This is a genomic window from Sphingobacterium yanglingense, from assembly GCF_004363245.1.
Lineage (GTDB): Bacteria > Bacteroidota > Bacteroidia > Sphingobacteriales > Sphingobacteriaceae > Sphingobacterium > Sphingobacterium yanglingense.
In genome coordinates, this window is record NZ_SNYV01000011.1 from 977,788 (window position 1) to 1,002,839 (window position 25,052).

Here is a 25,052-nt window from a genome sequence, read left to right on the forward strand (position 1 = left end):
TAGGTTACTATAATACATTTTTTTTCATTAGGTTTGCATTAAATTAAAAACAGAATTAGGACTTACTAAATGGGGTTATTCAATTGGTTTACGCAAGAAGTTGCGATTGACTTGGGTACGGCAAATACCTTAATAATACACAATGATAAAGTAGTAGTGGACGAGCCTTCGATCGTAGCATTTGATCGGACGACCAACAAAGTTATAGCCATAGGCAGACAGGCTATGCAGATGGAAGGCAAGACCCATGACAACATAAAAACAGTTAGACCGCTTAGGGATGGTGTGATAGCAGATTTTACGGCTGCCGAGCACTTAATTCGAGGCATGGTCAAATTGGTTACCAATGGCAAATCCTGGTTCTTCCCGTCTTTGCGTATGGTGGTATGTATCCCTTCCGGTATTACCGAAGTAGAAAAACGCGCTGTTCGTGATTCAGCGGAAATAGCCGGAGCAAAAGAAGTTTATCTGATCCACGAACCAATGGCTGCCGCAGTAGGTATCGGAATTGATGTCGAAGAGCCTGTTGGAAACATGATTATCGATATCGGTGGTGGTACAACAGAGATTGCCGTTATTGCATTATCAGGAATTGTATGTGACCAATCTATTCGCGTAGGTGGTGACAATTTTGACTCTGACATCGTACAGTATATCCGTCGTCAGCATAATATTATGATTGGAGACCGTACAGCTGAGAAAATCAAAATTGAAGTAGGAGCTGCTCTTCCAGAGCTTACAGACCCACCAGAAGATTTCGCAGTACAAGGACGGGATTTGATGACTGGTATCCCTAAGCAAATCACAGTATCCTACACTGAGATTGCGCATTGTCTAGACAAATCTATTTCGAAAATTGAGGAAGCGATACTAAAAGCATTAGAAATCACACCTCCGGAATTATCTGCGGACATCTACCAGACCGGTATATACCTAACAGGTGGTGGTGCCCTACTGAGAGGCTTAGACAAAAGACTACAAGCGAAAACTAAATTACCTATACATGTGGCCGAAGACCCTTTACGTGCTGTTGTAAGAGGAACAGGTATAGCACTTAAAAACATCGGACGTTTCAAGTTTTTGATGCAGTAAGGTAAATTAAGATAAAATTACAATTACTTCTGCGCGATATAGAAAAGTTGGACTTCTTCTATATCGCGTATTTTTTAGATAACGAAACAAATCTCTACAGGAAAACATGAAAAACCTATGGCTCTTTTTGGTAAGATATAACGCCTTCTTTTGGTTTGTACTTTTTTTCGTGTTTTCTATTTTCCTTGTTGTTCAGAATAACAATTATCAACGGTCTGCATTCGTCAACTCCTCTAATGTTGTTGTTGGATCATTCTATGAAAACATAAATTCCTGGAAAGAGTATTTGTCTTTGCGTATCACCAACGAACAACTCGCGGAAGAGAATGCACTTTTGCGCAAGCAACTACAAAACTACACAAGTACCGACTCCCTTAGCGACACGATTGCTCATTTGACCGATAACGTGGACAAGTCTCGCTATGATTTCGTTGTTGCTTCCGTTGTCAATAACAGCATAAACCAAAAAAGTAATTTTATCACTATTGACAAAGGAGCTGCCGATGGTGTAGAACAGGATATGGGAGTGATCACCTCTAATGGTGTTGTCGGTACAGTCTTAAATGTATCCCAACATTTCAGTACAATCAAATCATTGCTTCATCCTGATACCAAGATTTCAGTAAGCCTAGATAGCACCAACACCGCATTCGGTTCGCTGGTCTGGGGCAATAATACAGACTCACGTTATGCCATGGTACGAGACATACCAAATCATGTCAAAGTTTATGTTGGCGCACCGGTTTTCACATCAGGATATTCGACAAAATTCCCAAAAGGAATAAAAATAGGACATATCGTACAGACCGACTTGGCATCAGGGGAAAGTTTCAAAGATATTCGGGTATTGTTAACGACAAACTTCATCAACCTCAACCATGTCTATATCGTAAAAGATAAAATGGCAACGGAAAAAATAGAGTTGGAACAACATAATAAAGATAATGGCTAGGATATTCATTTTCAATATCATTCGTTTTGTAATATTGATTGTACTGCAGGTTGCCGTATTCAAGAACATTGGGTACTACAATATCGCAGCATTATTCCCTTATATCCTGATTATTTTATTGCTACCTACGGGTACCCCTAATTTCTTGCTTTTCTTACTGGCATTCCTCACTGGTCTTACCGTAGATGCTTTTTATGACAGCATGGGCGTACACGCCTCAGCCTGTGTAGCATTAGCTTGGTTTCGTATATTCTTCCACAAGATCACCTTAGATATGGAAGAACTAAGCTCCTTTCAAACCCCGACATGGGGCAATATGGGATTTAAGTGGTTTAGTGCTTACTTATTACTAGGCACACTGGTTCATCATCTAGTTCTGTTTTTTACAGAAATTTTCTCTTTCCAGAATATTCTATACACACTTGCAAGTATATTTTTCAGTACGTTATTCACTGTAGCAGTCATTCTAATCATCAGCTTGATTACCTACAATCGTAAATCAAGATTAGCCAATTAGAATGATATGAACAATAATTTTTTCGAGCGCAGATACATTATTCAAGGTATATTTCTAGCGATTGCTTTAATTATTGTAGCCCGTCTGTTCTATCTCCAAATTATAGATGAGTCTTACCTCCTATCTGCAAACAATAACGTACTAAGAAAAAGCGTTGTATACCCAGCAAGAGGGGTTGTTTTAGATAGAAATGGGAAAGTTTTGGTTCAGAATGAGCCGGTATATGACCTCTTGGTTATTCCCCGCGAGGTAAAAGACATCGATACATTATTATTGTGCCGTCTGCTTGAAATTGACAAAGAGGGCTTTATATCACGAATGAATAAAGCACGTTCGTTCTCCCCCTATAGAGCCTCCACTTTTGAAGGAATGATGAGTGCCGAAACATTTGCTGTCCTTCAGGAGCATTTGGATAAATTTAGAGGCTTCCAGACCCAACCCCGTACTGTTCGCCAATATCCTGATAGCGCTGCAGCACAATTTTTAGGCTATATCCAAGAAGTAAATGAAAAAGACATTGAGCGCTCCAACAATTTTTATAAACGAGGCGACTATATAGGTGCTTCAGGGGTAGAACGTTCTTACGAAGAGCTTCTACGAGGACAACGTGGGGTACGTAATCAGATGGTCGATGTATTTGGCCGTGCACAGGGGTCGTTCATGGATGGCAAGTTCGACACACTGGCAGTCTCTGGAGATGGCCTGATATCCTCTCTAGATAAAGATTTACAACTTCTCGCAGAAAAGCTGATGAAGAATAAATTAGGATCAGTTGTGGCTATAGAACCTTCTACAGGAGAGATATTGACCTATGTCAGTAGCCCAAGTTACAACCCTAATTTAATGGTTGGTAGACAGCGCGGAAACAATTACATGAAGCTACTGCTAGATCCGCATAAACCTATGTTTAACAGACCGATTCAGGCGTCTTATCCGCCAGGTTCCGTTTTTAAGGTTGTAGCTGCCCTCACTGCGCTACAAGCGGGCGTTATTACTCCTCAAACTATTTTCAATTGCCCAGGAGGATATCGTTATGGAAATGGTCGAATTATGCGTTGTACACACGTCGATGGCCCTACTGACCTGATCAAATCCATACAACGGTCATGCAATACCTATTACGGTTACGTCTATGCGCGCATGATTGATTCTAGAGGCATGTCCGGTCCTAAAGCTTATGAGCTTTGGCGCGAGGGGCTCAATAAGTTTGGCTTAGGCCATCCCCTAGGTATCGATTTGCCGGGAGAAAAAGGAGGAAACGTCTATCCGGCCAGCTACTATACAAAACGCTTCGGCAGTGAAAAATGGGGATCTAGCTACAGTATCTCCCAATCTATTGGACAGGGAGAGCTTGGTATCACCCCGCTACAGATGGCAAATATAATGGCTATCGTCGCCAACCGTGGTTTTTACTATCGTCCACATCTCATTAAAGGGATAGGAGAGAAAAAAATTATAAAAGAGGAATTTACCGAGAAGATCTGGGCTGGTGTGGACGCGCAACACTACGAATCGGTTGTCGAGGGAATGAGCCGTGCCGTCAATGCAGGGGGAACTGGAGCTTCTGTGCGCATCAATGGTATAGAAATGTGTGGCAAGACCGGCACAGTACAAAACCCACATGGTGAAAACCATGCAGTTTTCTTTGCCTTTGCACCCCGTGTCAACCCGAAAATAGCAATTGCTGTATTTGTCGAAAACGCAGGTTACGGTGGTACTTGGGCTGGCCCTATTGCTAGTATGCTCGTCGAGAAACATATTAGAGATACCATTACCCTACCTAAGCATTTACAAGACCGCATTTTGAATGCTAACTTATTGCCAAAAGTAAAAGTCAAAGCAACCGAGGTAAAGAAAGAGACTTCTCCAGCAAAAAAAGACAGTATACAAGCAACAAAACAGGTTGCTCAGAACAAGCAAAAACCTACCCTATTAGTTCACCATAGCCAAGTAAGAGGAAGATATGAACAACGCTAAAAATAGTTTTTTAGGCCGAATAGATTGGATTACTATCGCTATATGGTTTACCTTATGCCTAATAGGTTGGTTTAACATCCATGCTGCTGTCTATAATCCACAGTATCCTGACATATTTAATCTCGCAACCAATTATGGAAAGCAGGCTTTATTCATATTCACCGCTATAATCATCGGCTTCAGTATACTGATCATTGATCAACGATTTTTCATATCAATTACCCCGATTGTATACGGAGTAGTTATTTTATTATTGATTGCGGTATTACTTGTTGGAAAGAACGTAAACGGTAATCAGTCTTGGATAGACCTCGGTTTTTTTCGCTTACAACCTTCAGAGTTCGGAAAACTTGCTACCTGTCTCCTGCTCTCCTACTACCTCAGCACACAATCCAGTAAGACCCCAAATCTCAAATCCCTTGCTGTTGCATCTAGCATTGTATTATTACCTGTCATTCTAATTAAATTACAACCCGACACCGGTTCGGCACTTGTATTTTTCTCTTTGATTTTTGTTTTCTACAGAGAAGGTTATGTCAATACCAAACTATTATTACTTGGAGGATTAGCTATCATACTTTTTGTTGCGGCTTTAATACTAGAAAACGAATGGATACTAGCAGGAATTATAATAGCAATATGCTCATTATTAGCTTATTTCTATAGAGCAAAACGCAAAAACGTAATCAATATCGCCTTACTTTGTCTCGCTTCATCAATCTATGTATTGAGCGTAGACTTTGCTTGGGAAAACATCCTACAACCCCATCAACGCAGCAGGATTGATATTCTACTTGGAAAAGTGAATGATCCTCGTGGTGAAGGATACAACCTTAACCAGTCACAGATTGCGATCGGATCAGGACAACTATTTGGCAAGGGGTATCTTCAAGGGACCCAAACTAAATACAACTTCGTCCCCGAACAAAGTACTGACTTTATATTCTGTACTATTGGCGAGGAATGGGGATTCGTTGGTTCAGTGACCATAGTTGCGCTTTATATATTCCTTCTCTTTCGTATCATACATATTGCCGAAAGACAGCGAACAGCATTTGCGAGGATATACGCCTATTGTGTTGCTTCAATCCTATTTTTCCACTTCTTTATTAATCTCAGCATGACCATCGGGCTAGTTCCTATCATCGGTATCCCTCTTCCCTTTGTCAGCTATGGAGGTTCTTCGTTGTGGAGTTTTACAATTCTACTTTTTATACTGTTGAAGTTTGACTCGGCACGTAAAGGATTATCGCCAAACTAAGCGCTATATCCGGTTTAACACGTATTGTATTGCCGAATCAATGACTTCTGCTGGATTTGCACAAAACTCCTCATGCAGACGAGAAGCCAATATTGCATTAATAGATAGTGCCCGATGTCCAAACATATTGGACAGAGCATAAATACCAGCAGTCTCCATTTCCAGATTAGTAATATATAGCCCCTCCTTCGTAATAAAAGAATTGGCCTTCTGTATTAAATCAGGATACATATTATGTGTTCGGACAGAGCGCCCCTGCGGGCCATAAAAACCTGGCGCAGTCATCGTAATACCTTTTGGAAGCTCCATTGCAAACTGTTTTAACAGCGCCGGATTAGCACTCCCGATGTAGGGAGAAAAAGAAAGATTTGAAAAATGTCGATTTACCGCCTCAGCCAACTTCTGTTCCGCTGCCGTATATGATTTAACATAGAATTGCATCAACGTATCAAATCCCACTGCAAACTCACTTGCCAATAGCGTACCTACCGGAATATTTCCTTGTATTGAACCAGACGTTCCAATCCGTATAATATCCACCGACCTTAAATCCTCCCGTAATACCTTTGTTGTAAAATCCACATTGATCAATGCATCGATTTCATTCAAGACAATATCAATATTATCCGTCCCTATTCCTGTAGACAAGACAGAGAGGCGCTTACCTCTTAACATACCTGTATGTGTGATAAACTCACGTTTGCCCTTTCTAACTTCGATTGTATCGAAATACTTTGAGACAATAGGCACCCGCTCCGGATCCCCCACCAATATTATAGTATGGGCCAAATCCTCAGGCTTTAGATTCAAATGGTATATACTCCCATCTGCATTCAGAATCAATTCCGTGTCAGCAATCATAGTGTATGCAAGTATTTAAGGTTTATTTTTTCAATCTTATCCAATTTCGACAATACCTGATTGACCTGTGTCTTTCTGATTTCTATAGTTATAACACAATTATTGTCAAATTGTTGATTTAATATATTCACCCCTTCCTCCTTCAACACACGCATTACATCATTCATCTGCAAATAATCAAACCCAATAGCATAGATATCATTTACCGTCTTTTCTTCAATCTGAGCAACAGCCAAGGCTTCTAGCGTAGCATTTTTGTAAGCATTGATTAATCCAGGAACTCCCAAGAGGGTACCACCAAAATAACGAACGACGACCACCAAGACATTTGTCAGATCTTTAGATAATAAAACGTTTAAAATCGGCCTCCCTGCTGTACCCGAAGGTTCACCATCATCGTTAACACGAAAAACACTCCGATCGGTAGTCAGCCGATACGCCCAACAATGGTGCCTAGCTTTGGGGTGCAAAGCTTTCAGCTCTACAATAATTTCTTTCAGCTCCTTTTCATTTCTGAAAGGATACGCATATGCAATAAACTTACTTCCCTTATCTCTAAAAATACCTTCAGAACGTTCTCCAAGAGTTAAATAAGTATCTTCAAATAAACTCACAAATATTTAATTAGTAATATAGATATAACTGCCAATACTAAACCTATCTTATTGACAAGACTCAACTTTTCCTTAAACACCAACACGCCGATCATTGTTCCAACAACAATAACACCAACATTCATTGTAGTAAATACAATAGAAGGATTATCCGGGATAGCTCGATGGGCTTTCATATAGAAAAAAATATTCAAAAAATTGAACAACCCCAACAGACTTCCCCATAGAACGGTTGTCTTACTCGTTCCTTCTCCATTCTTCCATTTCTGAAACAACAATATACTAAAAGCTACCAACATCGCCCCAACAAAAACAAAGAACATCGAATCAATATAAGAAACCTCCTTATGTTGAGCCACTTGTTTAAACAAAACATCAATTATCCCCATACCTAGAAATACCACTGATGGATATAAAATACCGTTCGACTTTTGCCCATCCCCTCCTTTGTTCCAACTCACTGAAAAAACAACAGCCAACAAACCGACACCAATACCGATCAGCGTACCAAAAGAAGCCTGCTCATTAAACAGTAAAAAGGAGGCCAATAAAGGAATGAACAAGGACATCCTCTGCGCTACATCAGTTTTTACAATACCACTATACTTAATGGCTAAAGCAATAAAAATGAAAAGCGTAGGCAATAGTACCGCAAGAGGTATATAAAGTTGATAAGGCAGCTTCACCCATGGAACATCTGTCAAATTGGGTTGAAGCAGAAAATAAGTCAACAAGACAGTAACCGGATAATTCCAAAGGACGATTTGCTGTACATGCAAAGATCTGCTTCGTGCTATCTTTAACAACACAGCCACCGTAACACTACAAACCACACTTAAAACAACATACCACATAATCTATAACGTTAAAAGAGCTACAATACTACTAAAAACCATGGAATAATATCCTTTCGATTAAGCTATTATTTAAGTCTATTGATAAAACAGACTTAAATAACCAAAAAAACTAACGAAATAAACACAATAAACAACAATAAAAACAATCAAAAAAAACAACAAAATCAACGTAAAAAAAACAACAAAAAAACTACTTAAATAAAAGCCTAACACAATCATAAAACCGAATTAAAACAGCATTAAAACAGCAAAACAACAAAAACAACATCAAAAAACAAGAAAAATAACAACAAAAAATACATAAAATAATACACGAAAAACACCATAAAAAAAACAACAAAACACATCGTAAAACGAGAAATAAAATCAAATAAATAAAAAAATATTTGGATATTATTTTTCTATCACATACCTTTGAGCTATCAAAACAGAGACAATGAATACAATGACTACATACAACTATTTTTACTTCTTTTATTTTAGCGATAAGAGCCGGGGCTAGTATGTATAAAGTTCATTACATGAATAGAATATAAAAGGTCCCGGATTGAATCCGGGACCTTTTTCGTTAAGTATTAAATATGAAAACAAAAATTGCAATTCAAGGTGTAAAGGCTTCATTTCATGAAGAAGCTGCATTCAAGTACTTCGGTCAGGACATCGAAACATTAGAATGTAGTTCATTCAAACAGACCTGCGAGATGCTCAAACAAAGCAAAGCGGACTATGTAGTGATGGCCATTGAAAATTCAATTGCGGGGAGTATTTTACCCAACTACAACTTATTACGGGATTACAGATTCCACATCGTGGGCGAAGTTCACCTTAATATACAGCAAAACCTTCTGGCACTTCCGGGTGTCAAACTAAGCGATGTGCAATATGTCGAATCCCACCCCATTGCTATCCGTCAGTGCGACGAGTTTCTCTCGGACCATCCAGGCTGGATTATAAAAGAAGGCTTAGATACAGCAGGCTGTGCAAAAAAAATAAAAGAGGAGCAACTTACCAATACAGCTGCCATAGCAGGAGAATTTGCGGCTAAAATATATGGCCTTCAGATTCTTGAGAAAAGAATTGAAACGAACAAAAAAAACGCAACGCGATTCCTGATTTTGAGCAATGAGGTAGTTGAACAAAAGGGTGCTAACAAAGCTTCTCTTTCCTTCCAGACGGGCAATGCTGTAGGTGCACTAGCTTCCGTTTTACAATGTTTTGCGGAACAAAACGTAAACCTAAGCAAAATACAATCTATGCCCGTAGTAGGACGCCGCAACGAGTATGACTTCTACGTTGACGTGGAGTGGAAAAAGCAGGCCGATTACGACGCTGCGATCCGTAAGGTCCTGAAACACACCGTCAATTTCAGCATCCTGGGCGAGTACATCAAAAACGAAAAAGTATAACACAAACAACATAGTAAGTTTAAAAAATTAAAAATTGAAAATAAGATGAAACATTCATTAGACATCCTTCCTTTACAATCTTGGATAAACACTGGAGACAAACCTTTAATCATTGCAGGACCATGTAGTGCTGAAACAGAAGAACAACTCGTTTCGACAGCACACTTACTCGCAAACACAGGTAAGGTCAATGTATTACGTGCTGGAATCTGGAAACCCCGCACCCGTCCAGGTGAGTTCGAAGGTATTGGAAGTGTTGGTTTACAATGGTTGAAAAGAGCAAAAGAAGAGACTGGATTACTTACTGCGACAGAAGTTGCTACAGCTAAACACGTAGAAGAAGCTCTTGCTGCTGGTGTAGACGTACTATGGGTGGGTGCCCGTTCTACTGCAAACCCTTTCACTGTTCAGGAAATCGCTGATGCATTAAAAGGTGTCGATGTACCTGTATTGGTTAAAAACCCCGTAAACCCAGATCTATCTTTATGGATTGGAGCATTGGAACGTATCAATGGAGCAGGAATCAAAAAACTTGGTGCAATACATAGAGGATTCTCTTCTTTCGAAAAGACAGCCTTCCGTAATGAACCTATGTGGGACATCGCTATCCAATTGAAAACTATTGCCCCTGAATTACCTATTATCAATGACCCGAGCCATATCTGTGGTAACCGCGAACTAATTCCGTACGTTACACAAAAAGCAATGGACATGGATATGCAGGGACTTATCATCGAGTCACATATCGACCCTTCTGTCGCCTGGACCGATGCCAAACAACAAGTAACTCCCGCTGCACTTTCAGATTTATTGGACAATCTTTCAATCCGCCATGCAGCATCAAACAACCCTGCTTTCGACGATAAATTGGCCGAATTGCGTCAGCAAATCGACAAATTGGATGATCAAATCATCAAACAGATCGGTGATCGTATGAAGATTGCGGAGAAAATCGGAGAGTATAAACGTGACAACCATGTTACTATTCTTCAGGTCTCACGCTGGGACGAAATTGTTCAAAAACGTGTACAATTAGCAAGAGCATTAAATCTAAGCGAGGACTTTACGGTAAAATATTTAGAGCTATTGCACAATGAGTCAATCCGCAAGCAAAACGAAATTATGAATGAAAAAGTTAATGCGGAGGTATAAATGAGCCAAACAAGCATCAAGCTCACTCATTCTACGCGACAAATAAGCGGCACGGTACAGCTCACTGGTTCTAAATCAGAGAGCAACCGAGCGCTCATAATACAAGCCATCAGTAAGGGAAAGGTTGAAATAAAAAACCTTTCCCAAGCGGATGATACCGTATTATTAACCAACGCCTTGAAAACGGCCCACCAAGATAGTGATACGTCAAAAACCATAGATATCGGTCCTGCTGGCACAGCTATGCGCTTCCTGACTTCTTATCTCAACTTATTACCAGGCGACTTTATACTAACAGGAACTAAGCGGATGCAGCAGCGCCCGATAGGTATCCTTGTAGACGCTCTGAACAGCTTAGGCACAACTATCGAATACACACAGGTATCAGGCTACCCTCCACTACATATACATGGACCATTAGCGCAATCGGCTACGAGTGTAACTATAAAAGGAGATATCAGCAGTCAATACATATCCTCCCTACTTCTAATAGCTTCCGCTTTAAAGCAAGGACTAAGACTTGATATCCAGGGCGAGCTAACATCAAAGCCTTATGTCACGATGACTTTGGATATGTTGAGGGAAGTTGGAATACAGCACACCTGGACAGACAATAGCATCTATATCGCACCACAAAACGCTATACCAAGCACATTATATATTGAGCCAGACTGGAGTGCGGCCTCCTATTGGTACGCAATGGTTGCTTTATCAGAAAAAGGCGCAATCAGATTACCTGGGCTCAAGCGCTCAAGTCTACAAGGTGATATAGCAATTGCTGAAATCATGACGCATTTCGGTGTAAAGACTACATTTGAAGATAATTCGATCTATCTTGAAAAGGTCGAAATCACTTCTCAAAAGGAACTATTTGATTTCAAATCATGCCCAGACCTTGCACAGACAGTCGTTGTAGTAGCATCAGCACTAAAACGCAATGTTTCATTCACCGGTCTAGAGACCTTAAAAATCAAAGAAACTGACCGAATTGCCGCGCTACAGAAAGAAATTGCAAAATATGGCGCACGGCTTGAAGAAGATGGAACCACCTACCATCTCTACAGCGAGTATGTTGATGACCCAGGTGAGATTGCGATCGAAACCTATGAAGATCACCGCATGGCTATGGCTTTCGCTCCACTTGCTCTAGTATTTAAGCAAATTCGAATAGTAGAACCTCAAGTTGTAGAAAAATCTTATCCTACATTTTGGGATGACCTACGCGAGCAAGGATTTACTATATCCTAAACATTTATTGATATATCGTCTATATTTTTAGCTAAAGTATAGACGATTTAATATATTTACCACAATTATTAAATTATGGCAGGAAATTCATTTGGTGATTTATTCAGGATAACTACGTTTGGTGAATCCCATGGTGCAGCAATAGGTGTCATCTTAGATGGATGTCCCTCAAACATCACAATAGACGAAGCTTTTATTCAGTCCGAACTAGATAAGAGACGTCCTGGGCAATCCAAAATTACCACTCAGCGTAAGGAAAGCGATACTGCACAACTATTATCTGGCGTATTCGAAGGCAAATCGACCGGAACACCTATCGCAATTGTAATTCCCAATGAAGACCAGCGATCCAAAGACTACTCCCACATCAGTGACAAATTCCGTCCCTCCCATGCGGACTATACCTACCAAATGAAATATGGCATACGGGATTATCGTGGTGGTGGGCGCTCATCTGCAAGAGAAACTGCCGCGCGGGTAGCTGCAGGAGCTATTGCCAAGCTATTCCTCAAACAACAAGGGATTGAGATCTTTGCGCATGTATCCGGAGTCGGCAGTATAACATCTCCCAACTTAGATACAGCAGATCTAGCCCGTCTTTTAGAACTCCGCGAAGACAATATAGTCCGTTGTGCCGATCCTGCTACTGCCACCGAGATGATTACCTACATCGATGGTATACGCAAGGCCGGAGATACCGTAGGTGGACGTATCTCTACTGTCATCCGCAATCTACCTGTCGGATTAGGCGAACCCGTTTTTGATAAGTTACATGCTGATCTTGCTAAAGCAATGATGGGAATCAACGCTGTACATGGCTTTGAGTACGGATCCGGATTTGAAGGTTCTAAATATAAAGGTTCAGAACATAACGATATCTTCTCAAAAGAGGGTACAAAAACAATAACCCGAACCAACTATTCCGGAGGCATACAAGGTGGCATATCAAACGGAATGGATGTAACATTCAATGTTGCATTTAAGCCCGTCGCTACCATTATGCGTGACCAACCGACGCTAAACGAAGCCGGTGAAGAAACCGTTATTTCGGGCAAGGGAAGACACGATCCTTGTGTAGTACCTAGAGCTGTTATTATCGTAGAGGCCATGGCAGCCCTCGTTATTGCAGATCATCTATTAAAATATAACGCATATCTAAATGTCAAAAAGTAAGTCTAAATATATTTTAGCTTGTGATATCGGAGGTACACACATTACCTCCGCTATTATCACAAGCGATACATGGTCAATTCTTTCAGAAACAATTGTCAGAAAACCGATAAATTCAGCTCAAAATGCTAAATCGATTTTTCTATCATGGGGAAGTGCTATGAACGAATCTATAGCGCTTTTGGGGCTACCTATCAATCAGATCGGCATCGCCATGCCAGGACCTTTTGACTATGAAAACGGCATTTCTATGATGAAAGGTCAAAATAAATACGACGCACTTTACCAACTCGACATCACCGCAGGTCTACGCGATACACTCACTACACCTACGCTAGAGATACGTTACATCAATGATGCAGCAGCATTTCTACAGGGAGAAATATTTGCCACCGGACGCCATAATGAAAAAAAGATCCTAGGTATCACCCTGGGTACTGGTCTCGGTAGTGCAATATGGCAGCAAGGAGATAAGGCCATAGACGCCGACTTATGGGATACCCCTTATAAAGAACGTATTTTTGAAGAATACCTCGTGACACGCTGGTTTACTCGCAGATTTGAAGAAATCGCTGGACACAAAGAAAACGGATTGAAAGAAATAATAGAAAAGCATAATACCTCCGACAGCTTTCACTTATTAATTGCTGAATACAGAGCGCACCTCTATCAGTTCCTTCAGTATTTTAGCAGCGTAGAATCGTGCAACGACTATATCATAGGAGGCAACATCGCAAAAGCTTGGGATATCATCAATCAGGATGATTATTTCAAGGATTTCAACATCTCTATCGGTATATATGAAGAAAAAGCAGCGCTTATAGGCGCCGCTTCTCAATTTGAATAATATCTAAAGGGCAATTGTGCCCTATAAAGTCAAAAAAAATCCTTTTTAAAACAAATCCGGGAATTGTTGTGGGTTGACATCATTCATAATCTGATATACAGATTCAATGATATCATCCACAGCAGGTTTGGTAAAATAGTCTCCATCAGATCCATATGGCGGACGATGAGCCTTCGCACTCAACGTCAATGGTTGACTATCCAGATGATAGTATCCCTTTTGTTCCTCCAGGATCTGCTGCAATATAAAAGCACTGGCCCCTCCAGGTACATCTTCATCAACCACCAATAGACGATTAGTCTTTTGCAAAGAGTTTGCGCACAGGTGCGTCCGATCAAATGGTTGCAAACACTGTATGTCAATAATTTCTATAGATATACCGATCTTATCTAATTCTAATGCCGCTTCTTGCACCAGTCTCAAAGTCGATCCATACGACACCACGGTAACATCAGTTCCCTCCCTCATAATTTCCGCAATTCCCAATGGCACCGTAAAATCTCCGACATTATCAGGCATCTTCTCTTTAAGACGATATCCATTCAGGCACTCTATCACCAAAGCAGGGTCATCCGATTTCAACAAAGTATTGTACATCCCTGCTGCTTGAGTCATATTACGAGGCACACAGATATGAATTCCACGTAAAGCACCCAGCAGTACTGTCATTGGCGAGCCTGAATGCCATATTCCCTCCAGACGATGTCCACGAGTACGTATGATCACAGGAGCTTTTTGCTGTCCTTTCGTACGATATCCCAACGTAGCCAGATCGTCACTTAGCACAGGCAGAGCATATATTAAGTAATCCAAATATTGAATCTCTGCGATCGGACGGAGCCCTCTGACAGCAAGACCTATACCTTTTCCTATGATGGTCGACTCACGGATTCCCGTATCAAAGACCCGCATATCACCAAATTTATCCTGCAAACCTGCAAACCCTTGGTTTACGTCACCGATCTTTCCTACATCTTCACCGAAAGCCAAGATTCGCTCGTCCTTCTTAAAATTAGCTTCAAAACAAGCATTCAGTACTTCCCGCCCATCGACTATAGCTGCATTTTCACCATAAGCAGCTTCGACAACATCAACATGCAGCGGACTATTGTCCGACTCCACATAAAGCGAACTGTTATATCTATCTTCGTTAAGCTTTTGCTTTTCCTTATACCAGATCAACAACGCCTGTTTCTGTGGAGAATCTTTAAAACGTAATTCTCGTAGCACCTGTCTTACCGTCGAATACACCTCTTTTAAAGATGACTCCGAAGAGCTGATCAAAGTTTTTAAAGGCAACTCGACTACCTCTTCATTGATTTCCGAAAGTAATGAAACAGCCTCTTCAAGTTCACTTTGCAACATCTTACGGTAATCGGACCAAGCTCGACGCTGCTCAATTCGTACAAAATCCTTCGCTTTGTCCTCTATTTCGGTCAATTCATCTTCTGTAGCTATACCTGCATCCAACATCCATTGGCGCATTTTCGTATTACAGTCATAATCGACCTCCCACTGTAACCGTTCTTTCGTTTTATATCGCTCGTGCGAACCCGAAGATGAATGTCCCTGCGGTTGTGTCAGTTCAGTAACATGTACTATACATGGAATATGTTCCTCACGAGCAATTTTTGCAACCTTCTCGTACGTCTCACAAAGACCTGCATAATCCCATCCCTTTACCTTAAAGATTTCAAATCCATTCCCATTTTCATCCCGTTGAAATCCTTTCAGCACCTCAGAAATATCTCCTTTTGTAGTCTGTACTTCATTAGGTACCGAAATACCGTAACCGTCATCCCAAATAGATATTACAGCAGGAATCTGATGCACACCAGCTGCATTTATCACTTCCCAAAACACCCCTTCAGAAGTAGCGGCATTTCCAATATTACAGAAAGCAACCTCATTACCATTCTTCGAAAAATACCCTAGATAAGATAGATCTTTATTATTCCGATACAACTTCGAAGCTAACCCGAGTCCCATCGTACGGGCCATCTGCCCACCAGTAGTTGATATATCAGAAAATGAATTCTTTAGTGCAGTTTGATCTTTCCAGTTACCCTCTTCATCCAACAGACTAGTTGAAAAGTGCGCGACCATCTGACGTCCACCCGACGATATGTCGGCTTCGATATCAGGATTTGCGTACAACTGGGAGAAAAAATTATAAAGCGTACTTATTCCCGATACAAAAGCAAATGTCTGATCTCTATAATAGCCAGAACGCCAATCCCCAGGTTCAAAAACCTTAGCCAACGCTATCTGAGCTAACTCTTTACCATCTCCAAAAATCCCAAACTTAGCTTTACCTGTCAGCACCTCTTTGCGCCCCAACAAACTCACTATTCTACTCTGCACCGCAAACTCATAATCCTTCTTAATAATTTGACGAAAATCATCAAAACTTAATTTAGAGTTCGATAAATCTACGGAGACTTTCAAATCTGTGTTCATCATTAATTTAATGTTCTGTTTCAACAAAAGTAGCAATTTTACTTCTTACAATATAAGTATTAATTTTATTAATCACTTTATCCCCACTGCCAGATAGACTTACACAAATGACATCATTACCTAGCCCTTAAGCCATAGCATTATAGATCCTATACACCTTTCCTCCCTAGCTTTCCATCTATCATCAATTAAACCTTATTATTGTATTAATTTAAAAGAGACTTTAGAATATACGTTATTATTATGTACTTTTAAACGCAACTTTAACGTAATAACACATACATTAATGACTTTAAAAAACAGTGTGGAAAGCGCCGAAAACGGTCTAGGGGACTTAGAAAAAACAGTACTCATCAATGCTTTGATTCAGACGCCAATTAATGAGCGTGATCAAAACTGGGTGGCAACTTTTTTAGAAAACATAGCTGAAGCAAATCTTAAGTTAGGTGCTCCGGAAGTAATAATAGCGAGCGACGGCTTTCCTTACGTACAGCTGGAAACAGTTAATGCGAATGAAAACTTTCAGGCCTTTGTTATCAACAAACAATTACCCACCTTATTGCTACAAGGTTTCGGTATAGTGATCAATGCGCAGAATACCCAACCAGATTGGATATTTACGTATGGTGATATTGCCAACTTCGAACTGAATGACACTTTCTACAGTGATGATAGCATCTTTTCCGTTCACAAAGAAAATGTAGTGATCGGCAGCGACGAAAAGATACTTATAGGCCAACCTTCCGACAATATCCTACCAAAATATATCCGTAAACAACTTAGAGAATTCTTACAACATGCAGGAGTAAACGTACCTAAGACCATGCTTATTGCCCGAAACTTTGAGGACGAAGCACAGGTCAAACAGGACTTAGTTTTCAATTTCACCCCTGCCCAATTCGCAAGCGAACAAGATTTTCAACAGATAGGAAATACTGTAGCTTGGTTTCTGCCTCGCCACTACTCCATCCTATTCATTGATGATATGGCCGTAGAAAATGGTTTTGAAGCAATTTAACACGCTGATAGACCTATTAAGTAAAAAAGGAAATCCAATACGGATAGTACAATAAGATAATACAACAAACTATAAAGAACTATGTACCTGTTCAATGTAAGAGTGTATGGGATATTAATTGACGCAAATGACCGCGTCTTAGTCAGTGATGAACGCACACAGAGCGTAGCATTCACAAAATTTCCCGGAGGAGGTCTAGAATACGGTGAAGGACTATTAGATGCCTTAAAGCGTGAGTTTATGGAGGAATGCAATCTAAAGATTGAAATCGTCCGCCATTTGTATACAACAGATTTTTACGAAAAATCAAGCTTTAACAATAGCCAGATCATATCCATATACTATTTAGTTAAAGCTGTGGATACGTTGAATGTACCGCTAAAAGATAAAGCGATGGATTTCAACAGTGATAACGTACTTGAAAAAGAAGAAGTATTCAGACTCGTTGATTGCAATCAATTATTGAGCAAGCATCTAACCTTTAAAACGGATCAGGTTGCCTGGGAGGTATACAAAAACACAAGCAATTTTCGCAATAGTTAACTTAAGGCACAATCATTTTTTATTTTCAAAAAAGCTTGATTATTCTAAAAATGATTTATAATTTTATAACAACGAAATCAGCCTCATTTTTACATGGAGTTGATTCTCAAACTTGAAGCTCCTTTTCTAGGCGCTCCATTTTATAGTTAGTGTGATTATAAGGCGATATCCCAAATATCGCCTTATTTATTGTTTATCAATAAAATTAAAATTAAGCTCAATAACTTGTATTTCGTCTAATTTTAACCAATAAAATAGGCCAATGCTACGACAACCAATCCTCCTAGTATAATCAGCCATTTTAGGCCTTTTCCACTGTCAGCCCCTTCATCGCTCTTGAACCTGTAGTCCCTTTTATACTTATCCATATTCATACTTACCTCCTTTTATATATCAATGATGCGAAAAATACACAAATTTCACAAATTATTCATGATGATAGGGTTCGCCTTTCATTATTGTAAATGCCCTGTAGACCTGCTCAACGAAAAACAGACGCACCATCTGATGCGAAAACGTGAGCTTAGACAATGACATTTGCGCATTAGCCCTCTCCCTGACTTTTGCAGCAAATCCATAAGGACCTCCAATCAAAAAGACAACGTGCTGCACACTCGTTATCATTTTTTGTTGTAGATAGTCCGCAAATTCCACTGATCTGAATTCTTTTCCCTTCTCATCCAATAAAACCACAAAATCTGTATTTGTCAGATTTTTCAGAAAGAATTCAGCTTCTTTATCCATCTGCTGCATTGCCGACATATTCTTTACATTTTTTACATCAGGCAGTATCGAAATATTAAATGTTATATAATGTTTAAGTCTTTTGAGGTATTTATCAATCCCTTCCTGAATAAACTTATCATCGGTCTTTCCGATACACAGCAAACTAATTTTCATATCGCAAAATTGCAAATTAATAGCCAATAAAAAAGCATCATCCTTTATTGAAATATTTCCAACAGTAAAAGGACCTATACCATTTAATCCCTAGACAAGAGAATTTCCTAAATATGCATAGTAAGAAAAATCTCCAATGACTAGACCAAGTAAAGCGATAATATCGAGAGTAATACTGGCTATAGACCATCTATATAGAAGCTTAAGCGGACTTAAGGCGACTTCAGGGGACTTCAGGGGACTTGACCAAACTATAGAAAGTCAGACATAAAATTCTCCCCCCGATTTTCATCCCTCTAAACGCAAAAAACCTCCATCTTTCGATGAAGGTTTTTCTGCGGAGAGCGAGGGATTCGAACCCCCGAACCTGTGACAGTTAACGGTTTTCAAGACCGCCGCATTCGACCACTCTGCCAGCTCTCCGCCACAAAAGTAGAAATTCTAGGTTGATTTGCAAAATTTATTTCAAAAAAACGCATCAGCAAACCAACAAACCCTGATTATTAACTTTTTACAAACTGTAATTCACCTTCAAACTTAACCTCTTCAGACACCATTACGCCTCCAGTTTCCAATGCAGCATTCCAAGTAAGACCAAATTCGGAACGATTGATTGCTCCCTTTACGGTATACCCTACTTTATCATTTCCCCATGGATCTTTTGCCATACCACCAAACTCTGCTTTGATTACGATAGGCTTTGTTATTCCTTTTACCGTCAAATCACCATGGATCTTGAACTCATCCTGGACATCCCCAACTACGGATGTTGAAACAAACGTAATATCTGGATATTTCTCTGAGTCAAAAAAATCTCCTCCTTTCAAATGTTGATCTCTTTGCTCATTTTTAGTATCAATTGAACTCGCATCAATCTTTACCGTAACCACTCCTTTTGAAATATCATCCGATTCACTATTAATAGATACTTCAAAGTTTTTAAACTGCCCCTTTACTGAAGAGATCATCATATGACGTACTTTAAACTCAATTTCACTGTGCGCCGTATCTAAATTCCATGTTGCCATAATACTATTTTTTATAACTTGTTAATATAATAAACTGTTTTTATCCTTATTTGTTCTTGATAATACAAAGGTAAATACAAGAAATAGCTCCATTCTTAACCTAGATTAAGATTTTAAAAAAATTATACAACTGTAGAGCAAGCAGTTATTATCTAAGGGATAAAAAAAAGAACAATAATTTTGTATTTCACATCCAAAAGCCTACTTTTGTTGCGTTGAAAGCGAGGCGCCCATAGCTCAGCTGGATAGAGCAACGGTTTTCTAAACCGTCGGTCTCAGGTTCGAATCCTGATGGGCGTACAGAATACTCTAGATTACTCTAGAGTATTTTTTTTTGCCATTATTTACCATTTTTTTTACTTATCTTGCAATACTTTAAAAATAACATAATGAACAAAGGCAAAATTAAATTTTTCAATGAAACTAAAGGATTTGGTTTTATTACTCCAGAAGATGGAAGTGCAGATGTATTCGTACACGTATCTGCTCTAAAAAACCAAGTATCTGAAGGTGACGTTGTAACTTTCGATACAGAAAGAACTCAAAGAGGTATCAATGCAGTTAACGTGCAATTAGCATAATATATTACAACAATACTTTCTTAAAAAGGATAGAACATTATGATCTATCCTTTTTTTTGTATAACAATCAACAACACTAGCCTACTTCAGTCTCAAGTAAATATGTTTAACATGTTTATGCCCTCCAGAATCCCGTTCGTCAATTTCAAACTTATTAATGTATTTGATTAAATCATACAATTTATTGAAACCATAATTTCGAGGATCAAAGTCAGGCTTTTTCTTAGAAATAAAGCTACCAAGGGACCCCAAGAAAGTCCAACCTGTTTCATCAGCCAGGTCATCCACACTGTTCACAATAAGCGTCACTGTCTTCTTGTCGACCTTATCTATAGCTTTCTCTGTCGGCTTCCCGTTTTCTTTTACAACAGACTTGACGGCTACCTTAACATCCTCTTCTTTCTCTACAGGCTTCAGAATCTCCAGATAAATAAACTTATTACAGGCTGCAATAAAAGGCTTCGGTGTCTTACGTTCGCCTAATCCAATGACCAACATCCCAGCTTCCCGAAGCCGTGTCGCTAACCGTGTAAAATCGCTATCACTGGACACGATACAGAAACCATTTACTTTTTCAGAATACAAGATATCCATAGCATCAATTATCAACGCACTGTCCGAGGAGTTCTTTCCTGTAGTATAACTATATTGTTGTATAGGCGTGATGGCATTATCCAACAGTACATTTTTCCATCCCGAAAGATGGGGCTTTGTCCAGTCCCCATATATACGTTTTACGGTAGGAGTACCACTTTTAGATATCTCTTCAAGCATCTCCTTAATATTCGCGTAAGGAACATTATCGGCATCTATCAGTACAGCGAGTTTATGGTCTTGCATACATCTTTCTATTTTATGTTTATACTATATTAGTAGCAAAACACATACCATTTAACTCCTCTTCTAGGCTAATATCGTATCCAACGATACATCTAATCCTACTTTCACTAAATCCATCGCGACCATTGTCCTAAAGTGCTTTATATTGTCATTACCGAAGAAAATCCTTCTCGTGAGCAACTCATAATCATGCATCGAAGGAACCACAATTATCAATACAAAATCAGCATCTCCTGTCACATAATAACATTGCTGAACTTCTGGTGTGGCTCTGAATATCGCTTTCGTTGTATCGATATACTCCGCTTTTTCACTTTCCATAATCACCTCAACAAATAACGTAATAGGCCTTCCTATCTTCTCTCTATTCACCACGCTGATATTGCGTTGTATAATCCCCTCTTCCTTCATTCGCTTCATCCGTCGCTGTACAGCAGCCGCAGACAGCCCGACCTGTTGTCCAATATCACGTTGTGGGGTAAAATTATCTTGCTGCAATATCTTCAAAATTGCAATATCCAGTTTATCCAATATTTCCATAATTACGTAACAAATGAAACAAAATTGCACAAATACACCCAAAATTAATTAAAAAACACCGTTAGTATAATCTATTTTTGTGCGACAACACAAAAACAAGAGCATATGCTCGACTTTTATCAACTATATGGCGACATCGACTAATTTTAAGGGATTTGTACTAGCGATCACAGCAGCTACGCTATGGGGAGTTTCTGGCACATTTGGACAATTTCTATTTGAGCAACGTGCTATCAATGTCGAGTGGCTTATTTCTGTCCGAATGCTATCTGCAGGTATACTTTTCTTGTTGTTTTCCATCTTAAAAAAGGAGAATATCGGAGCCATATGGAGAGAAAAAAAAGACAGGCACCAACTATTCGTATTCAGTATCCTCGGAATGCTGGCTGTGCAGTATACGTATTTTGCCGCTGTAAAACAATCTAATGCCGCCACCGCTACCGTTCTACAATACCTAGGCCCTATTTTCATTGCTATATATTTTGCAGTAAAAAACAGGCGACTGCCCGCACCAATAGAGTACCTTGCAATATTTCTGGCTGTACTCGGCACCTTTCTATTGGTTACACACGGTGATCCCAGCACATTGGCCATTTCCAACACTGCCCTTTTCCTAGGCATAGCCTCCGCCCTAGCGCTAGCTTTCTATACGATATATCCACTACGTCTACTCCATAGACATAATTCAGCTTTAGTGATTGGCTGGGCCATGCTCATCGGTGGGCTTATATTATCATTTTTCAAAGCACCCTGGGATGTAGAAGGCATCTGGGATACCTACACCTATTCCTACATCGCTTTTATCATTGTTTTAGGAACCCTTATTCCGTTTTATGCGTACCTCACTGCCGTCAAACAGATTGGCGCCCAAAAATCAAGCTTACTCGCCTCAGCAGAGCCGCTATCGGCAACTATCGTAGCTGTCTTGTGGCTCCAGATCCCTTTCTCGTTAATCGATTGGATCGGAAGCTTATGTATCGTGTCAACTATATTTTTATTGAGCCTAACAAAGTCCAACAGTTAACCCTGTTCTTCTGGTATTCATAAATCCATCCGCAACATGACCATATCCCGTAGCTGTACACCATTTTCAACGATAGGTTGTTCATAGTTGTGGATGAAGAAGTCTTTCTTTATCCCATATTTAACAAAACCATTACGCTCATAGAATCGGATCTGGTCTACACCACAGTCTGCCGTGCCAACAATAAGCTCTTCATAACCTTGCGATCGTGCTATTTGCACGATTTCCTTGATTAATAAAGTACCTATTCCCTTCCCTTGCAGTTCACTACATACAGCAATATTCTTTATTTCGAGTATGCTCTCATCTATCTGATACAAGCAAAATACGGCGAGTTCATCCATGCCATCCCTTAGCACGTATACATTACTATCAAAAACATACTTATCTATCGCATAGCGGGTCTCATCAGCTAGCAATAATAACGAATAAGGAAGTTGAGAATTAGCCTCCACAAGTTCCAAATAGTAGGCAGGATTTAAAGATTCAATATACATCGGACCACTTTAACTCAGTTAAACACCAAACTTACATAAATCAGTTCTAAATAAAACATAATTGCATTAAACTTCCCTTCAATCCTTCCTTTTTATAAAATTCTTTCCGTAGATTTGGGGCACATTAGCAAGCACAAAAGCTAAATACTATTTTGAGACTTTTTTGTACATACATTCTACTAGCTGCGCTGACACTGCAATCTTTCTATCGCAGTATCATGGCTATGGAATATCAGATACACCTACCGGAGTACCTGGCCAAATGTATTAACAAAGACCGTCCTCAATTGCATTGTAATGGCCAATGTGTACTCATGAAAAAAATAAGAGAGAAAGAAAAACAAGAAACCAAAAAGAATCTTGTCGTGTATGAATACAGTGCACTTTACGTACACAAAGACTACACGGTTTTTCAATCTCAGCCCCAAGCTGAGGAACATCCACAAAACGCCTTCTCACCTTATTTGACTAACTACGCTTTTACATACCGTACTTCGGTATTCCGTCCTCCGATTGCTTAATCGAACCTTTCTTTCCAGGTAATACTGTTTTCATGTAGGCCATGCTGGCATTACGCGACCATGTACTTATGTTGCTCTTGCAACAGGTACCTGACCTGTGTTAAAACAACAGCAAGCCTCACATTGTAGCCGTATATATACCTGATTCCAAAATTATCTATTAAAGCTTCCGTATCCGTTGAATGGCACCTCTATAACGGTCTGTACAACAATCCGGAAAGAAAAAAATGATTAAAAATATTCTAATGGAAAAAATTATACTTTTTCTAACAGTGCTTTGCTATGCCCTTACCTCATGTACTAAAGAGAAAACAGACTATGAGGCAGAGATAAACACCATCATTCCCGAACGGACTCAATTCGAGGAGGTCGCCACCATTCAAAACGGCCCCTACACCCTTCGTATCGAGGCATTGGGAGGTAAACTATACAAAGGTTACAACGAGGTTCGTCTCAAGATTAGCAGTCAGGGACAACCTCGAGTATCCGAAGCGACACTCCTTCCGATCCAAACCGGCCTAGACGAGCAAACAGCCACCTGCCCACATCTTCATCAGCTCACGTACAAAGCCGACAACGACTACTTCGAAGGCTATATCGTATTTACAGACGAAAGCAGCGAAATGGCACGCTGGGACCTCCAATTTGGCTTTATAGCAAACAAGCAACAACACAACAGCATACAGCACGTAACGGTACAGAAACAAAGCAACAAAAACCTGAATATGATCAGCTTTATAGGTAGCGATGGAGAGCAGTATATTATTGCACTCGTAGCACCACAGAAGCCCAAAGTAGCCGAGAATGACCTTGTTGCAGGCATATACAAACTTAATAAACCCACTACTGGTTCCACACTGGCTTTCTACAGCCAAGCAGAGGGCTACACCCTAGAATTAGACCCCAGAATGCCAGAACCATCCATGGGCAATCACTCTTCTCCTAATAATAAAGACCTACTGCCAGGCGCAGACGGACTATACCACGGTGTGGTCAATTATACCATGACCGGCAATTGGACCTTAAACTTCATTCTCCTTAACCAGCAGGGGCGCATCATCAAAGGTACCGTAGTGCCCGACGATTTTACTCCAGGCGTAGCAGGTGTAAAAAGCGAACTACATATTGACATCTTATTCTAAAACT

26 protein-coding genes and 2 tRNA genes are annotated in these 25,052 nt (G+C 39.9%); 17 read left to right on the forward strand and 11 right to left on the reverse strand.

Annotation, left to right across the window (positions count from 1 at the left end; all coding sequences use genetic code 11):
- Positions 1-69: 69 nt before the first annotated feature.
- The 5 genes from CLV99_RS06460 to rodA all read left to right on the forward strand — a co-directional run bounded on the left by CLV99_RS06460 (position 70) and on the right by rodA (position 5,799).
- The gene (locus tag CLV99_RS06460) at positions 70-1,092 is read left to right on the forward strand and encodes a rod shape-determining protein (RefSeq protein ID WP_079642435.1); all 1,023 of its coding nucleotides are present in this window, start codon (positions 70-72) and stop codon (positions 1,090-1,092) included.
- A gap of 106 nt (positions 1,093-1,198) precedes the next feature.
- On the forward strand, positions 1,199-2,044 hold the full coding sequence (gene mreC / locus CLV99_RS06465) for a rod shape-determining protein MreC (protein ID WP_133583654.1): 846 nt from the start codon (positions 1,199-1,201) through the stop codon (positions 2,042-2,044).
- Complete coding sequence (locus CLV99_RS06470; protein WP_133583655.1) at positions 2,037-2,561, forward strand: rod shape-determining protein MreD; 525 nt, start codon at positions 2,037-2,039, stop codon at positions 2,559-2,561. The genes mreC and CLV99_RS06470 overlap by 8 nt, the downstream gene beginning before the upstream one ends.
- Positions 2,562-2,567: 6 nt before the next feature.
- Positions 2,568-4,538 carry a penicillin-binding protein 2 gene (mrdA, locus tag CLV99_RS06475; protein ID WP_133583656.1) on the forward strand — a complete coding sequence of 657 codons (1,971 nt, stop codon included), beginning with the start codon at positions 2,568-2,570 and terminating at the stop codon, positions 4,536-4,538.
- Positions 4,525-5,799, forward strand: coding sequence for a rod shape-determining protein RodA (gene rodA / locus CLV99_RS06480; RefSeq protein ID WP_133583657.1), 1,275 nt, complete (start codon positions 4,525-4,527; stop codon positions 5,797-5,799). Before mrdA ends, rodA begins: the two co-directional genes overlap by 14 nt.
- A 3-nt stretch (positions 5,800-5,802) precedes the next feature.
- Here the strand turns inward: rodA and CLV99_RS06485 are convergent, their stop codons facing one another.
- The 3 genes from CLV99_RS06485 to CLV99_RS06495 are packed head-to-tail and all read right to left on the reverse strand — an operon-like array spanning position 5,803 to position 8,128.
- The gene (locus CLV99_RS06485) at positions 5,803-6,660 is read right to left on the reverse strand and encodes a nucleoside phosphorylase (protein WP_133583658.1); all 858 of its coding nucleotides are present in this window, start codon (positions 6,658-6,660) and stop codon (positions 5,803-5,805) included.
- Positions 6,657-7,274, reverse strand: coding sequence for a YigZ family protein (locus tag CLV99_RS06490; protein ID WP_133583659.1), 618 nt, complete (start codon positions 7,272-7,274; stop codon positions 6,657-6,659). Before CLV99_RS06490 ends, CLV99_RS06485 begins: the two co-directional genes overlap by 4 nt.
- Entirely contained in the window at positions 7,271-8,128 is an 858-nt protein-coding gene (locus tag CLV99_RS06495) for a DMT family transporter (RefSeq protein WP_133583660.1), read from the reverse strand. The genes CLV99_RS06490 and CLV99_RS06495 overlap by 4 nt, the downstream gene beginning before the upstream one ends.
- A gap of 584 nt (positions 8,129-8,712) precedes the next feature.
- Between CLV99_RS06495 and CLV99_RS06500 the strand changes: the two genes are divergently transcribed.
- The 5 genes from CLV99_RS06500 to CLV99_RS06520 all read left to right on the forward strand — a co-directional run bounded on the left by CLV99_RS06500 (position 8,713) and on the right by CLV99_RS06520 (position 13,954).
- Positions 8,713-9,537: a prephenate dehydratase gene (locus CLV99_RS06500; RefSeq protein WP_133583661.1), complete on the forward strand. Its 825-nt coding sequence runs from the start codon at positions 8,713-8,715 to the stop codon at positions 9,535-9,537.
- Positions 9,538-9,582: 45 nt separating this feature from the next.
- Entirely contained in the window at positions 9,583-10,689 is a 1,107-nt protein-coding gene (locus CLV99_RS06505) for a chorismate mutase (protein WP_133583662.1), read from the forward strand.
- A complete protein-coding gene (gene aroA, locus CLV99_RS06510; RefSeq protein ID WP_133583663.1) occupies positions 10,690-11,937 on the forward strand; it encodes a 3-phosphoshikimate 1-carboxyvinyltransferase in 1,248 nt (415 codons plus the stop codon).
- A gap of 75 nt (positions 11,938-12,012) precedes the next feature.
- Positions 12,013-13,110, forward strand: coding sequence for a chorismate synthase (aroC, locus tag CLV99_RS06515; RefSeq protein ID WP_133583664.1), 1,098 nt, complete (start codon positions 12,013-12,015; stop codon positions 13,108-13,110).
- On the forward strand, positions 13,097-13,954 hold the full coding sequence (locus CLV99_RS06520; RefSeq protein ID WP_133583665.1) for an ROK family protein: 858 nt from the start codon (positions 13,097-13,099) through the stop codon (positions 13,952-13,954). The genes aroC and CLV99_RS06520 overlap by 14 nt, the downstream gene beginning before the upstream one ends.
- A gap of 45 nt (positions 13,955-13,999) precedes the next feature.
- Here the strand turns inward: CLV99_RS06520 and CLV99_RS06525 are convergent, their stop codons facing one another.
- The gene (locus tag CLV99_RS06525) at positions 14,000-16,417 is read right to left on the reverse strand and encodes an alpha-ketoacid dehydrogenase subunit alpha/beta (RefSeq protein ID WP_133583666.1); all 2,418 of its coding nucleotides are present in this window, start codon (positions 16,415-16,417) and stop codon (positions 14,000-14,002) included.
- A gap of 283 nt (positions 16,418-16,700) precedes the next feature.
- On the opposite strand from CLV99_RS06525, the gene CLV99_RS06530 reads away from it, so the two are divergent.
- The gene (locus tag CLV99_RS06530; protein ID WP_133583667.1) at positions 16,701-17,432 is read left to right on the forward strand and encodes a hypothetical protein; all 732 of its coding nucleotides are present in this window, start codon (positions 16,701-16,703) and stop codon (positions 17,430-17,432) included.
- Between the two features lie 81 nt (positions 17,433-17,513).
- A complete protein-coding gene (locus tag CLV99_RS06535) occupies positions 17,514-17,975 on the forward strand; it encodes an NUDIX domain-containing protein (RefSeq protein WP_133583668.1) in 462 nt (153 codons plus the stop codon).
- A gap of 242 nt (positions 17,976-18,217) precedes the next feature.
- Here the strand turns inward: CLV99_RS06535 and CLV99_RS23465 are convergent, their stop codons facing one another.
- From CLV99_RS23465 to CLV99_RS06550, 4 genes are all read right to left on the reverse strand, one after another.
- Entirely contained in the window at positions 18,218-18,349 is a 132-nt protein-coding gene (locus CLV99_RS23465) for a hypothetical protein (protein WP_262708272.1), read from the reverse strand.
- A 52-nt stretch (positions 18,350-18,401) separates the two neighbouring features.
- A complete protein-coding gene (gene rlmH, locus CLV99_RS06540; protein WP_133583669.1) occupies positions 18,402-18,875 on the reverse strand; it encodes a 23S rRNA (pseudouridine(1915)-N(3))-methyltransferase RlmH in 474 nt (157 codons plus the stop codon).
- 338 nt (positions 18,876-19,213) lie between these two features.
- Positions 19,214-19,298, reverse strand: a tRNA-Ser gene (locus CLV99_RS06545).
- Between the two features lie 80 nt (positions 19,299-19,378).
- Positions 19,379-19,903: a YceI family protein gene (locus CLV99_RS06550; RefSeq protein WP_133583670.1), complete on the reverse strand. Its 525-nt coding sequence runs from the start codon at positions 19,901-19,903 to the stop codon at positions 19,379-19,381.
- 226 nt (positions 19,904-20,129) lie between these two features.
- Here CLV99_RS06550 and CLV99_RS06555 point away from each other — a divergent pair.
- Positions 20,130-20,203: transfer RNA gene (locus CLV99_RS06555), tRNA-Arg, on the forward strand.
- Between the two features lie 89 nt (positions 20,204-20,292).
- Positions 20,293-20,484, forward strand: a complete 192-nt coding sequence (locus CLV99_RS06560) for a cold-shock protein (RefSeq protein ID WP_133583671.1) — start codon at positions 20,293-20,295, stop codon at positions 20,482-20,484.
- Between the two features lie 81 nt (positions 20,485-20,565).
- On the opposite strand, the gene CLV99_RS06565 is transcribed toward CLV99_RS06560, so the two are convergent.
- Positions 20,566-21,324, reverse strand: a complete 759-nt coding sequence (locus tag CLV99_RS06565) for an NYN domain-containing protein (protein ID WP_133583672.1) — start codon at positions 21,322-21,324, stop codon at positions 20,566-20,568.
- Positions 21,325-21,387: 63 nt separating this feature from the next.
- The gene (locus CLV99_RS06570) at positions 21,388-21,864 is read right to left on the reverse strand and encodes an Lrp/AsnC family transcriptional regulator (protein WP_133583673.1); all 477 of its coding nucleotides are present in this window, start codon (positions 21,862-21,864) and stop codon (positions 21,388-21,390) included.
- Between the two features lie 79 nt (positions 21,865-21,943).
- On the opposite strand from CLV99_RS06570, the gene CLV99_RS06575 reads away from it, so the two are divergent.
- Positions 21,944-22,888, forward strand: a complete 945-nt coding sequence (locus CLV99_RS06575) for a DMT family transporter (protein ID WP_211348437.1) — start codon at positions 21,944-21,946, stop codon at positions 22,886-22,888.
- Positions 22,889-22,905: 17 nt separating this feature from the next.
- On the opposite strand, the gene CLV99_RS06580 is transcribed toward CLV99_RS06575, so the two are convergent.
- Complete coding sequence (locus CLV99_RS06580) at positions 22,906-23,385, reverse strand: GNAT family N-acetyltransferase (protein WP_133583675.1); 480 nt, start codon at positions 23,383-23,385, stop codon at positions 22,906-22,908.
- Positions 23,386-23,603: 218 nt separating this feature from the next.
- Here CLV99_RS06580 and CLV99_RS06585 point away from each other — a divergent pair, with 218 nt between their 5' ends.
- Complete coding sequence (locus CLV99_RS06585) at positions 23,604-23,906, forward strand: hypothetical protein (RefSeq protein WP_133583676.1); 303 nt, start codon at positions 23,604-23,606, stop codon at positions 23,904-23,906.
- A gap of 245 nt (positions 23,907-24,151) precedes the next feature.
- Positions 24,152-25,048, forward strand: a complete 897-nt coding sequence (locus CLV99_RS06590) for a hypothetical protein (RefSeq protein WP_133583677.1) — start codon at positions 24,152-24,154, stop codon at positions 25,046-25,048.
- The last annotated feature ends 4 nt before the right edge of the window (positions 25,049-25,052 follow it).

Coding starts and splice junctions, on each gene's coding strand:
- CLV99_RS06460 (WP_079642435.1), top strand. CDS start 70: ATGGGGTTATTCAATTGGTTTACGCAAGAAGTTGCGATTGACTTGGGT.
- mreC (WP_133583654.1), top strand. CDS start 1,199: ATGAAAAACCTATGGCTCTTTTTGGTAAGATATAACGCCTTCTTTTGG.
- CLV99_RS06470 (WP_133583655.1), top strand. CDS start 2,037: ATGGCTAGGATATTCATTTTCAATATCATTCGTTTTGTAATATTGATT.
- mrdA (WP_133583656.1), top strand. CDS start 2,568: ATGAACAATAATTTTTTCGAGCGCAGATACATTATTCAAGGTATATTT.
- rodA (WP_133583657.1), top strand. CDS start 4,525: ATGAACAACGCTAAAAATAGTTTTTTAGGCCGAATAGATTGGATTACT.
- CLV99_RS06485 (WP_133583658.1), bottom strand. CDS start 6,660: ATGATTGCTGACACGGAATTGATTCTGAATGCAGATGGGAGTATATAC.
- CLV99_RS06495 (WP_133583660.1), bottom strand. CDS start 8,128: ATGTGGTATGTTGTTTTAAGTGTGGTTTGTAGTGTTACGGTGGCTGTG.
- CLV99_RS06500 (WP_133583661.1), top strand. CDS start 8,713: ATGAAAACAAAAATTGCAATTCAAGGTGTAAAGGCTTCATTTCATGAA.
- CLV99_RS06505 (WP_133583662.1), top strand. CDS start 9,583: ATGAAACATTCATTAGACATCCTTCCTTTACAATCTTGGATAAACACT.
- aroA (WP_133583663.1), top strand. CDS start 10,690: ATGAGCCAAACAAGCATCAAGCTCACTCATTCTACGCGACAAATAAGC.
- aroC (WP_133583664.1), top strand. CDS start 12,013: ATGGCAGGAAATTCATTTGGTGATTTATTCAGGATAACTACGTTTGGT.
- CLV99_RS06520 (WP_133583665.1), top strand. CDS start 13,097: ATGTCAAAAAGTAAGTCTAAATATATTTTAGCTTGTGATATCGGAGGT.
- CLV99_RS06525 (WP_133583666.1), bottom strand. CDS start 16,417: ATGATGAACACAGATTTGAAAGTCTCCGTAGATTTATCGAACTCTAAA.
- CLV99_RS06530 (WP_133583667.1), top strand. CDS start 16,701: ATGACTTTAAAAAACAGTGTGGAAAGCGCCGAAAACGGTCTAGGGGAC.
- CLV99_RS06535 (WP_133583668.1), top strand. CDS start 17,514: ATGTACCTGTTCAATGTAAGAGTGTATGGGATATTAATTGACGCAAAT.
- CLV99_RS23465 (WP_262708272.1), bottom strand. CDS start 18,349: ATGAATATGGATAAGTATAAAAGGGACTACAGGTTCAAGAGCGATGAA.
- rlmH (WP_133583669.1), bottom strand. CDS start 18,875: ATGAAAATTAGTTTGCTGTGTATCGGAAAGACCGATGATAAGTTTATT.
- CLV99_RS06550 (WP_133583670.1), bottom strand. CDS start 19,903: ATGGCAACATGGAATTTAGATACGGCGCACAGTGAAATTGAGTTTAAA.
- CLV99_RS06560 (WP_133583671.1), top strand. CDS start 20,293: ATGAACAAAGGCAAAATTAAATTTTTCAATGAAACTAAAGGATTTGGT.
- CLV99_RS06565 (WP_133583672.1), bottom strand. CDS start 21,324: ATGCAAGACCATAAACTCGCTGTACTGATAGATGCCGATAATGTTCCT.
- CLV99_RS06570 (WP_133583673.1), bottom strand. CDS start 21,864: ATGGAAATATTGGATAAACTGGATATTGCAATTTTGAAGATATTGCAG.
- CLV99_RS06580 (WP_133583675.1), bottom strand. CDS start 23,385: ATGTATATTGAATCTTTAAATCCTGCCTACTATTTGGAACTTGTGGAG.
- CLV99_RS06585 (WP_133583676.1), top strand. CDS start 23,604: ATGGCTATGGAATATCAGATACACCTACCGGAGTACCTGGCCAAATGT.
- CLV99_RS06590 (WP_133583677.1), top strand. CDS start 24,152: ATGGAAAAAATTATACTTTTTCTAACAGTGCTTTGCTATGCCCTTACC.